We start from the raw sequence: 11,136 nt of genomic DNA, 5'->3' as shown, positions 1-11,136 counted from the left end.
CGTGCTAGCATGAATCTTGATGCCTGATGATAAAATACGCTTTCATACCCACCTACCAACTCTTCTGGCGAAGGTGATCTGTGCCAATTTCTGCCGTTTTGATCGTGAAAAATGAAGCACACCACTTGCGTGAGTGCCTGGATACACTTACCTGGGCAGATGAAATCGTGGTGCTGGATGCAGGGAGCCAGGATAACACCTGCGCCATTGCTCGCGAGTATACCGATAACGTAAGCGTTAACACGGACTGGCAAGGCTTTGGCATTCAGCGCCAGCGGGCGCAAGCGCGGGCAAGCCACGAGTGGATATTGATGGTAGATGCCGATGAGCGGGTCACCCCTGAGCTGCGCGACAGCATCCTGGAGGCCATTCAGCAAGCGCCAGCCATCTACAGCGCCAGCCGCCTTTCATGGTGTTTTGGGCGCTTTATCCGTCATTCCGGCTGGTACCCCGACCGGGTGTTGCGCCTCTACCCTAATGCCCAGACGGCTTATAACGCCGCGCTAGTACACGAAAAGCTGGTAGTACCCGAGGGCATGAACGTCAAACGTCTCTCCGGCGATCTGCTTCACTATACCTACCGCGACCTGCGCCACTATCTGGAAAAGTCCGCGCACTATGCCCAGGCGTGGTCGGAGCAACGGGCCGCGCAGGGCAAAACCGCCACGCTGGGAAGCGGTGTCACCCATGGAATCGCCTGCTTTTTAAAAATGTACGTGCTCAAGGCGGGCTTTAAAGATGGCAAGCAGGGCTTTCTGCTGGCCTTGCTGTCCGCGCATTCAACCTTCAACAAGTATGCCGATCTCTGGATACGTACGCGCACGTCAGCGGCTAAGAAGCGCTGAAATCTGCTGGGCCGCCGTCTCGATATCAATAGCAGACATATCCTGCTGATCCGCCGAGGCGGGCGGGCTGAATGCCAGACGCCTATCAGCGCTGTTGCAGGTTTGCCAGCGAAGCGGCGTTGCCGAGCGTTTGGCGGGATAGAACCCGGCGGTGGCAATGTTCAGGCACCCGGCAATATGCAGCGGGCCGGTCGAGCCGGCGATCAGCATATCGGCGCCGGCCAGTAGCTGGGCGAACTCGGCCACGCTGGTGCTGGCTGGCAGGCGTCTGGCTGCAATATCCATACCGGTTAGTTGTTCAACCAGCGCCTGGGCGGCCGATTCTTCACCGGGGCCTGCGCTAATTAGCCAGTCGGCAAATACTCCATTCAACTGCCGGTCAATATTACCTATCAACGCTGCATACTGATCAATCGAAAGATTCACCGCCGAGCCACCACTACCGGGGTGCACTACCACCAGCCGGGCGGCGGGGTGCGGTTCAATGCAGTTTGCCAGTAGTTTGCGCTGCTCGCTTCTTTGAATATTATCCATGGGCCAAAAGGGCGGGGCAGGCAGCGCGCTCAAGGTAAGCGACAGGCGGGCAAGCAGTTCACAGGCGAGATCAACGTTATATTGATACTCGGGCTTTTCTGATCGAGAGCGCCGCTGGCGTATCCGTGCGTTGTAGAACACCTGTGCCCATTTGGTGGCCGGTGCGACGCGCAGAGGAATGCCTGCTCGCCAGCCTAGCCAGCCAATACGTGGTGTTGAGAACAGGGTCAGCAGAGCATCAAACCGGGCAGATTTGACGCTTTCCATCAGAGCTTTCTGGGCCGATTTACCCGCTTGGTTGCCGGGATCGATCATGACGTCATCAACCCAGGGACAGGTGCTTGCCAATGGCGCGGTATAGGCGGGAACCAGTACCGTGATGTGGGGTGCAGGCGATGTGCTCTTCAAGCACGCCAATGCTGGCCAGGCCAGCATAAAGTCGCCAATTTTGTCGTTGCGGACAACGAGCAGTTTCTTCGCCATGGTTAAAGCCCTGTTAATTGCAGCCTGTATACTACAAGAGATTGTATTCATTGTTTAACGGTGCGTATGGGTGGTGTCGGGATGGCGGATAAAGTGCTGCAGCTGTGTATGTCGGACGGCAAAGGAGGCATGGAACTCTATGTCGACCGAGTCATCGAGGACTTAAAAGGGGAGGGCTGGGAGGTTATTGGTATCTGCCTTGAAAATACCAAGGTAGAAACGTACATGCAGCGCAATGGTGTGGTGTACAAGGCCTTTAAGAGCAACCCGGCAGCATTAACTAACTTATTGGGCATTCGCCGCTGGCTGATCGAGCAGAACGTGAAGGTCGCTCATTGCCATAAATCGAGCGATTTAAGGCTAAGTGCTCTATTGAAGTGCCTGATGCCGGATCTCAACGTACTGTATACCGATCATGTTGGTGGGCGCCGGCCCAAGAAAAACCCCTACCACCGGTTTGCCTATAAAAAGGTGGATCGCGTTCTGTCGATCAGCCAGGCTACCCACCAACGTAATATCAGCAACCTGCCCGTACCCCGTGAAAACGTTATCTGCCTACCCCATGGGGTAAATATCAATACGTATCGGCCGTGCCATGATACTGAAGCGATCCGGGCCAAGCGTGAAGTGTTAGGCGTGCCCAAAGGGGCGGTGGTGATAGGGCTACCGGGGCGCGTAACGCCGGGCAAGGGTCAGGATATATGGATCAAGGCGCTGCTTGAGCTTGACCCCGCGCTTGATTTCTATGCGCTCTCCATCGGCGGAACGGACTACGCCTCCGGCGGTACAGAAAACTTCTACACCGAGCTACAGGCAATGATTGCGGGCACGTCGCTTGCCGAGAAAATCACCTTTCTAGGCCACCGCAACGATCTGACCGAGATTCTGCCCGTGCTGGATATGGTATGCATTCCCTCGGAAAACGAAGCCTTTGGCCTGACGATTATCGAGTCCATGGCCTGCGGCATGCCGATTATCGGCTCCAATACCGGTTCGCTCCCGGAGCTGGTTGATAGCACTTCCGGCGTGCTGGTGGGACCTCGTGACATCAGCGCCTGGGCCGCAGCGATAGACGCCATGGTGCGCGATGATGCCAGGCGTGAGGCAATGGGCCGGGCCGCCAGGGCGCGGGTTGAGCAATACTTCAGCAACAAGCAGCATGTAAAACGCTTGATTGAGCTCTACCGGGGGGCGTAGTCCTGATGATAGCCCGCGTGAATACAGTCCATGACGGTGGCGACCCGGCTAGGGGCGCTGAACTTGGCTACCGAGCGGGAAAGACGCTTAAGGTTATTGGACTGCCACTTACCCGGTTCGCGTAGCCGGCAGCGGTCAAGGTCAATCAGCCAAGGCGTGGCGCTGGGATCGATTAAAATATTGCGGGCATTGAGATCGACATGATCAAGACCGGCCTCATGAAAACGTTTAATCATGGTGCCGACCTGGCGCAGCAGCGCATCGTCTGCTTCGCCAGCGGCGAGCAGGCTTGCCAGCGCCCGGGCACCGGGGATGCGCACGGTAAGAAGCGCCGCCTCATAGGTCATGCCATAGCGCGTCACGCAGCAGGCAACCGGTGCTGGGACCGGCAGACCTTTTTCAAAAAGCGCTGCGGTTAAACGCAGTTCCTGAAAGGCGCGGGTACGCTCGGCGCCCGTCCACCAATAGCGCTTTTCGCTGAGCTTCGCCATCAGGCCGCCGCGCCGATAGGGACGCAATACCCACTGTTGAGTAGGTGTTGCCTGCAGGAAAAGACTGCTGCCCCGACCTGGCGCTTCACCTACCACAAGGCCCTCGCGACGCCAGTAATCAGCACTAAATAGTTCAGACTCAATCGGGTGCGATAGTTGGTGTGTTCCCGACGCGTCACTTAAACTGTCTGCATCATGTAAAATCAGACTATTTTTCTGTCGGAGTGCCGTTAAGCGCATGAAGCCCTCGTTGCCTGCTGAACCCAATCACATTGCCATTTTGCGCCTCTCCGCTCTAGGAGATGTGTGCAATCTTGTGCCGACGGTACGCGCCCTACAACGTCAGTGGCCACAAGCGCGCATTACCTGGATTATCGGCAAAGGGGAGCACAGTCTACTGGCGGGGCTTTCCGGGGTCGAGTTTGTTGTGTATGACAAATCGACCGGTTTTGCCGGTATGCGTGCCCTGTGGCGTGAACTTTCCGACACGCGTTTTGACGTGCTCTTGCACATGCAGCAGGCAATTCGCGCCAGCGTGCTTTCTCTGGGTCTCAAGGCAGACGTGCGCATAGGCTATGATAAAGCCCGCGCCAAGGATGCCCAGCACTGGTTTACCCAGTACCAGCTGGCACCCCACGCCCAGGCCCATGTTCTGGAATCCTTCATGGATTTTGCCCGCCTATTGGGGGTTGGCGATACCCGCCTGGAGTGGGATATGCCAGTGCCGCAAACTGCCCTTGATGAGGCGCGAGCCATCAGCGGCGAGACGCCTTATCTGGTGATCAACCCATGCAGCAATACGCGCCTGCGCAACTTTCGCAACTGGTCGGTCGAGGGTTACGCCAGCGTTATTGAACACGCCTGGGTGCACCACGGTCTGAAAAGCGTACTCACCGGCGGGGGCAGCTCCCTTGAGCGCGAGATGGGCGAGCAGATCGAAAACCTGTGCCAGCCGGACAGCGTGATCAATGCAATTGGCGGTACCTCGCTCAAGGGTGTGCTGGCGTTGATTGGCCAGGCCCGCGCAGTGATTGCGCCGGATACTGGCCCGGCACATATGGCCAACGCCATGGGCACGCCGACACTTGGGCTATACGCCACGACCAACCCCCAGCGCGCCGCCCCCTATTGCTGGCGTGATTTCGCGGTGAATGCCTACCCCGAAGCGGTACGCGCTTATTTGCATAAATCGGTGGAAGAGGTGCCCTGGGGTCAGCGGGTGCGCCATCAGGATGCCATGGCGCTGATCAAAACCGATACTGTCATCGCCCAGCTCGACACGCTACTTGCCCATACTGCCTCAGGATCTCGTCATGAAAGTTGATTTAACCGCTCTTGAACATGCCCATGTATTGGTCGTAGGCGACGTTATGCTGGACCGTTACTGGCACGGCGGAACGTCGCGTATTTCACCGGAAGCGCCAGTACCGGTCGTGCGGGTAGAAGAGGCGGACGACCGCCCGGGCGGCGCAGCCAACGTGGCACTTAATGTCGCTTCACTGGGCGGGCATGCGGCCCTGGCAGGCGTGGTTGGTGACGACGAAAATGCCAACCTGCTGGAGGCTTGTCTGCATACCGCTGATGTAAGTACTTACTTTCAGCGCAGCGCCGATATACCTACGATAACCAAGCTGCGCGTCATGAGCCGTAACCAGCAGTTACTGCGTCTGGATTTTGAGCAGCACCTGGATAAGGTAGACACCTCCGGCTTGGTGGGTCAGGTAGAAAAGGCCTTGGTCGACTGCGATATCGTCATCCTTTCCGACTACGGTAAAGGCACGCTCAATCAGGTTGAACGGCTGATTGCTCAGGCACGCGCTCACGGTAAACGCGTTCTTATTGACCCTAAAGGGCAGGACTTCACCAAATACCGGGGGGCAAACCTGATTACCCCCAACCTTACCGAATTTGAAGCCGTAGTGGGCCATTGTGCGAGCGATGCTGAGCTTGCCAAACGCGGTGAAGCGCTGCGCGCCGAGCTTGAGCTGGAAGCGCTTCTAATCACACGTAGTGAAAAAGGCATGACCCTAATTTGCGCAGGCCAGCCACCCATCCATCTGCCCACGCGCGCCCAGGAAGTTTTCGATGTCACCGGGGCCGGTGATACGGTCATCGGTTTGATGGGCTTGGCGCTGGCCGCAGGTCACGCGCTGCCGGAAGCCATGATGCTAGCTAACCTGGGGGCTGGGCTGGTGGTCGCCAAGCCGGGTACCGCCACATTGTCAGTGGCCGAGCTGTACACCGCACTGCATGGCGACAAACTCGCCGAGTTCGGCGTGATTGAGCAGGCGCTGCTGGTTGACGCAGTGCGCGCCGCCCAGCTGCGTGGCGAGCGGGTGGTCATGACCAACGGCTGCTTTGATATCCTGCATGCCGGGCACGTGGCTTACCTGGAACAGGCCAAGCGTCTCGGCGACCGCCTGATCGTGGCGGTTAATGACGATGCATCGATCGGCCGCCTGAAAGGGCCCAAGCGGCCCATTAACCCGCTTAACCGGCGCATGCAGGTGCTGGCAGGCTTGGGTGCGGTAGACTGGGTGGTGCCGTTTAGTGATGACACACCCCAGGCGCTGATTGAAGCTGTGCTGCCGGATATCCTGGTCAAAGGAGGCGATTACCATCCTGACGATATCGCCGGGGGCGAGGCCGTACGAGCCAACGGCGGCGAGGTCAAGGTGCTGGGCTTTGAAGATGGCGTCTCCACGACCGCCATGATCAGCTCCATTCTGGACCGCGAAGGCTAATGGGGCGAATCAGTTGGCCGCGGCTTGGCTATTCGGCGGCGCTCTATGCGCTTGTACCGTTGATTGGCTGGCGCATCTGGCGTGAGCAAGTGCCCACTTACTCACGATGGCAGCGGTTAGGGACGCGCCTGGGGGAGCTGCCTGCCAGACCGCGCCTCTGGCTGCACTGTGCCTCGGTAGGCGAGGTGCATGCCGCTCGCCCACTGATTGAGGCGCTGTTGGCGCGTTACTCTCACCACAGCCTACTGCTTACCACCATGACTGCCACAGGCGCCCAGCAGGCTCAGGCGCTGATTAAGCAGCAGCCCTTCCATCAGGCGCGAATTGCCCACTGCTTTTTACCCCTGGATTTTCCCGGTGCGGCCAGGCGTTTTGTGCGTCGTGTAAAACCCGCGCTTGCGATCATGTTTGAAACCGAGCTTTGGCCCAACGTGCTTCACGCTTGCAGGCGCTTTGATATCCCGGTTGCCGTGGTTAACGGGCGGCTATCGCCCAGGGCGTTCAGTCGCTATCAGAAAATCGCCCCGCTAATGGCTGACGCGCTTGCCAACGTCAATTGGCTGGCGGCCAAATCGCAAGCCGATGCCGAGCGGTTTGTAGCACTTGGCTGCGCGCCGGAAAAAACCGCTGTAGTCGGGTCGCTGAAGTTCGAGTTTGCAAGCACACAGGGTACATTTTCTGAAAGTGGGCATTTGCGGGAGGCTTGGGGCGATCGACCCATATGGGTGGCGGGCTCAACACGGGATGGCGAAGAAGTCCTGTTGCTTGAAGCTCATCGCCAGTTGCTTTGCCGCTATCCGGATGCGCTGTTGATTATCGCACCACGCCACCCTCAACGCTTTGACGAGGTAGCCGCCCTTTGCCAGGCGCAGGGATGGGTGAGCAGCCGACGCAGCCAAGGAGAGCCCGTCACGCAAGCGACCCAGGTCTATCTAGGCGATACGCTGGGAGAGCTTGGTATACTGTATGGCGCTGGCCACGTAGCCTTCGTAGGCGGTAGCCTAGTGCCGTTAGGCGGGCACAATGTGCTTGAACCGGCGGCCCTTGGTAAACCCGTACTCAGCGGCCCCTTTGTCGAAAATTTTGCTGACGTGGTTGAACCACTACAAACTGCTGGGGCGCTAACGCTGGTAGAGAGTACCGATGCGCTCGTTCATGCCCTTGGCGCCCGTTTTGATGACCCGGAACGGGGGGTAGAAGAGGGGCTTGCTGGGATTGCCGTAATCAAGGCACACCAAGGGGCACTAGGCCGCACCCTTGATGGCCTTGAGGCACTGCTCAACGCTTAGCGCAGGGCCACACGTTCGACGCCATTCTCTTTACCTAGCAGCAATATATCCGCGCCGCGTGCGGCAAAAAGACCGTTGGTCACCACGCCGACAATGGCATTAATTCGAGCTTCCATGGCCACCGGATCGGTGATCATGAAGTCATAGCAATCGATAATATGATTGCCGTTGTCGGTTACTACGCCTTGGCGATAAACCGGATCAGCACCCATTTTCACCAGTTCACGCGCCACATAGGAGCGCGCCATGGGAATGACCTCGACCGGCAGGGGAAACTCACCCAGCGTGGTGACGTGCTTTGAGCCATCGGCAATACAGATGAAACGCTCGGCGCACGCAGCGACAATTTTCTCACGGGTAAGCGCAGCACCACCGCCCTTTATCATATGTAAGTGAGTATTCACTTCGTCTGCGCCATCGATGTAGAAAGGCACCGTGCCCACGCTGTTGAGCTCGAATACCTCAATACCCAGGCCCTCCAGACGCTTGGCGCTGGCTTCCGAGCTTGCCACCGCACCCTTGAAGCGGTCGCGCAGCGGCTCTAAGCGGTCAATAAACAGGTTGGCCGTTGAACCGGTGCCGATACCCAGTACGGTGTCTTTCTCAAGTTTTGATTCGATCTCTTTGATAGCCGCATCGGCCACGGCGGCCTTGAGTTCATCTTGCGTCATGGGGAAACCTTTATGGGTAAGCGTGGAGTTATGGCGTTAGTATACCGGGCAAAGCGGCGCCTGCCGATGGAAACACGGTAGACGTCGGTAGGCGTAATCTGCTACCAATACAGGCTTTGTTCGCGTCTTAACCACACGTTTTGGATACCCGCATGCTTGAAGCTACCGTCAAAAAGATTCTCCAGGCCAACGTTTATGAAGCCGCCTGTGAGACCCCGATTTCTCCCGCTCCCTTTTTGTCGCGTCGCTTTAACAATCAGATTTTGATTAAGCGTGAAGATCTGCAGCCCGTGTTCTCCTTCAAGATACGCGGCGCGTACAACAAGATGGCCCAGCTTACTGAGGAGCAGAAAGCCAAGGGCGTAATTGCCGCCTCGGCGGGTAATCATGCCCAAGGGCTTGCCATGGCGGCCAAATTGATGGGCGTAAAAGCGGTAATCGTCATGCCGCGTATTACGCCGGATATCAAGGTGCAGGCGGTGCGCGCGCGCGGGGCTAAAGTAGTGCTTAAAGGCGATGCGTTTGCCGCCGCCGCCGAGCATGCGCATGAACTGATGGAAGAACATGGCTATACCTATATCCCACCCTTTGACGATATTGACGTAATCGCGGGCCAGGGCACGATTGGGGTAGAAATTCTACGCCAGCACAGCGGACGGCTAGACGCCATTTTCGTGCCGGTAGGTGGTGGCGGGCTGATTGCGGGCGTAGCGGCTTATGTCAAGTATCTGCGCCCTGATATCCGTATCATTGGCGTTGAAGCCGAGGATAGTGCTTGTCTCAAGGCAGCCCTTGAAGCCAATGAGCGTGTGGTTCTGGAGCAGGTCGGCGTATTTGCCGAAGGTGTCGCGGTCGCCCAGATTGGTGAGGTGCCGTTCATGTTGGTGAAGGATCTGGTGGACGAGGTAATCACGGTCAATACCGATGAGATGTGCGCGGCCGTCAAGGACATCTTTGAAGATACCCGGGCAGTGGCCGAAACCTCGGGTGCTCTCTCGCTTGCCGGGTTGAAAAAGTATGTGCAGCAAACCGGCGTCGAGGGTGAAACGCTACTCTGCATCAACTCAGGCGCCAACACCAATTTTGACCGTTTACAGCATATTGCCGAGCGCACCGAGCTTGGCGAGCAGCGCGAAGCCATTCTAGCCGTCACTATTGCCGAAAAGCCCGGTAGCTTCAAAAAGTTTTGCCGAACGCTTGGCAAGCGCATGGTCACCGAGTTCAGCTACCGCTACGCGGACAGCACGGAGGCGCATATCTTTGTTGGCGTGCAGGTAAAACCAGGGGGCGAAGATCGTCAGGCCGTGATCGAAAAGCTGCGTGACGGTGGGTATCAGGTTGAAGATCTGACCGATAATGAGCTTGCCAAGCTGCATATTCGCCACTTGAGCGGTGGGCGACCCAGTGAGCGTTTCGAAGAGGCACTTTATCGTTTTGAGTTTCCTGAACGGCCAGGGGCGCTGATGAACTTTCTGACTCAATTGCCCCATGACTGGAATATTTCTCTGTTCCATTATCGCAACCATGGGGCTGCCTACGGGCGCGTCTTGGTGGGTATGCAGGTACCTAGCGGCGACCAGACCCATGTAGCCGATTATCTGAACGCCATTGGCTACCGTTATTGGCATGAAAGCGATAACCCGGCTTACCAGCTGTTCATGGCTTAATTGCTCAAAGAGATTAATGAGTGCTTACTAATGCCTCAGTGAAAGACATGCAGGCCTTTAAAAATTGTTAAACGTTTAAATAGGCCCAAAAAACATCTGTTTAGCAGTTTTCACTGATAGCCTTAAAGTCCTATAGTCGTCTGCGAATTAATGAGGTGCATCATCCTCTCTAGATGAAGGTGATGCATCAGTGCAAAGGCGCAAGGTGTTGGAGAGTCGGCATGCGGCGGAAAAAGCCTGATATGGTAATGGCATTAACAGTGGTGTTTTTATTAGGCGTACTTGCCACTGGCTATGCCCAGGCGTTATCGGGAAGTTAATCGAAACGTTACGGGCATCGCGGCTACTTACCGCAAGGCGATACGAGCCGACCCCATCAGGGCCGGCTCTTTTTTTTGTCTGCTCGCACCACGGCCCTGTCGCTCGCGACGGCGGTCAGCGGCACGTCCCAGGGTTCCACGGGCAGGGTGTCCACCTGCTGACAGGCGTGAGCCACACCAATCAAAGCAGGTGCCGGGCCTCCTCGGCGTATAAAGGCCAGGCTTCGGTCATAAAAGCCGCCGCCCATACCCATGCGGTTTGCCTGGGCATCAAAGCCCACCAGCGGTACGATCAGCGTATCCAGCGCCCAGGCAGGCAAGCGGTTGCGGCGGTGAGCGGCAAACCGGGTGTCAGGCTCAAGGATGCCAAAGCGGTTTTTCACCATGGGTGTGTGGGCGTGGTAGGCAACAAACCAGAGCGAGTTAGCGCTTAACGGGCGCAGCACGGGCAGGTAAACATCAACATTACGCTTTTGAAACCAGGGTAAAAGAGGCGTGGGGTCGATTTCACCGTTGACCGGCAGATACAAGCTGATACGTCGGGCGCGCTGAACTTCGGGGAGACGTTTGAGCTGCTGGCAAAGATTGAGCGCGGCTTGGCGCTGCTCATGCCTTGAAAGTATAGAGCGTTTACGGCGCAGTTGGCGACGCAGAGCGCGTTTGGCTTCAGGGTCGTGCAGGCTTTCCATAAATAAAGTGTTCCCCAGAGTGCCGCTGTCATTCTGGCCCTGAACCTACTGGTTCAGAGTGGGTGGCCGCAGCCAAACCGTCAGGCTTTCCGACGCACGGACATGCACACGGGTCTGGCTAGCATTTGGCCCCCTGGGTACTGCGCATAGGCTCGAGGGACTATAACGACTGGCGTACACCCCAGAGAACCCCGCTATCCTAACAG

At 57.2% G+C, this 11,136-nt stretch carries 10 protein-coding genes and 1 other RNA gene; 6 read left to right on the top strand and 5 right to left on the bottom strand.

The features are described 5' to 3' along the window. Window positions 1-80 precede the first annotated feature (80 nt). Window positions 81-845 carry a glycosyltransferase family 2 protein gene (locus tag ELY38_RS10455; protein WP_127062034.1) on the top strand — a complete coding sequence of 255 codons (765 nt, stop codon included), beginning with the start codon at window positions 81-83 and terminating at the stop codon, window positions 843-845. On the opposite strand, the gene ELY38_RS10450 is transcribed toward ELY38_RS10455, so the two are convergent. Further along, complete coding sequence (locus tag ELY38_RS10450; RefSeq protein ID WP_127062032.1) at window positions 825-1,862, bottom strand: glycosyltransferase family 9 protein; 1,038 nt, start codon at window positions 1,860-1,862, stop codon at window positions 825-827. The genes ELY38_RS10455 and ELY38_RS10450 overlap by 21 nt on opposite strands. Window positions 1,863-1,943: 81 nt before the next feature. Here ELY38_RS10450 and ELY38_RS10445 point away from each other — a divergent pair, with 81 nt between their 5' ends. Continuing rightward, entirely contained in the window at window positions 1,944-3,059 is a 1,116-nt protein-coding gene (locus ELY38_RS10445; RefSeq protein ID WP_127062030.1) for a glycosyltransferase family 4 protein, read from the top strand. Here the strand turns inward: ELY38_RS10445 and ELY38_RS10440 are convergent. After that, the gene (locus tag ELY38_RS10440; RefSeq protein WP_127062029.1) at window positions 3,044-3,790 is read right to left on the bottom strand and encodes a 3-deoxy-D-manno-octulosonic acid kinase; all 747 of its coding nucleotides are present in this window, start codon (window positions 3,788-3,790) and stop codon (window positions 3,044-3,046) included. The genes ELY38_RS10445 and ELY38_RS10440 overlap by 16 nt on opposite strands. On the opposite strand from ELY38_RS10440, the gene ELY38_RS10435 reads away from it, so the two are divergent. The 3 genes from ELY38_RS10435 to waaA are packed head-to-tail and all read left to right on the top strand — an operon-like array spanning window position 3,789 to window position 7,583. Beyond that, a complete protein-coding gene (locus ELY38_RS10435) occupies window positions 3,789-4,874 on the top strand; it encodes a glycosyltransferase family 9 protein (RefSeq protein ID WP_127062027.1) in 1,086 nt (361 codons plus the stop codon). The two genes, ELY38_RS10440 and ELY38_RS10435, sit on opposite strands and share 2 nt — an antisense overlap. Next, window positions 4,864-6,294, top strand: a complete 1,431-nt coding sequence (gene hldE / locus ELY38_RS10430) for a bifunctional D-glycero-beta-D-manno-heptose-7-phosphate kinase/D-glycero-beta-D-manno-heptose 1-phosphate adenylyltransferase HldE (RefSeq protein WP_127062025.1) — start codon at window positions 4,864-4,866, stop codon at window positions 6,292-6,294. Before ELY38_RS10435 ends, hldE begins: the two co-directional genes overlap by 11 nt. Continuing rightward, window positions 6,294-7,583: a lipid IV(A) 3-deoxy-D-manno-octulosonic acid transferase gene (gene waaA / locus ELY38_RS10425; RefSeq protein ID WP_127062023.1), complete on the top strand. Its 1,290-nt coding sequence runs from the start codon at window positions 6,294-6,296 to the stop codon at window positions 7,581-7,583. The genes hldE and waaA overlap by 1 nt, the downstream gene beginning before the upstream one ends. On the opposite strand, the gene rpiA is transcribed toward waaA, so the two are convergent. Then, a complete protein-coding gene (gene rpiA, locus ELY38_RS10420) occupies window positions 7,580-8,254 on the bottom strand; it encodes a ribose-5-phosphate isomerase RpiA (RefSeq protein WP_127062021.1) in 675 nt (224 codons plus the stop codon). The genes waaA and rpiA overlap by 4 nt on opposite strands. Before the next feature lie 152 nt (window positions 8,255-8,406). On the opposite strand from rpiA, the gene ilvA reads away from it, so the two are divergent. Next, a complete protein-coding gene (ilvA, locus tag ELY38_RS10415; RefSeq protein WP_127062019.1) occupies window positions 8,407-9,921 on the top strand; it encodes a threonine ammonia-lyase, biosynthetic in 1,515 nt (504 codons plus the stop codon). A 376-nt stretch (window positions 9,922-10,297) separates the two neighbouring features. On the opposite strand, the gene ELY38_RS10410 is transcribed toward ilvA, so the two are convergent. Beyond that, the gene (locus ELY38_RS10410; RefSeq protein ID WP_127062017.1) at window positions 10,298-10,930 is read right to left on the bottom strand and encodes a 5-formyltetrahydrofolate cyclo-ligase; all 633 of its coding nucleotides are present in this window, start codon (window positions 10,928-10,930) and stop codon (window positions 10,298-10,300) included. A gap of 7 nt (window positions 10,931-10,937) precedes the next feature. Then, window positions 10,938-11,121, bottom strand: a non-coding RNA gene (ssrS, locus tag ELY38_RS10405) — 6S RNA. Between the last annotated feature and the right edge of the window lie 15 nt (window positions 11,122-11,136).

The organism is Vreelandella nanhaiensis (assembly GCF_003990185.1).
GTDB classification, from domain to species: Bacteria; Pseudomonadota; Gammaproteobacteria; order Pseudomonadales; family Halomonadaceae; genus Vreelandella; species Vreelandella nanhaiensis.
This window is presented reverse-complemented; position numbering and strand designations above follow the sequence as displayed.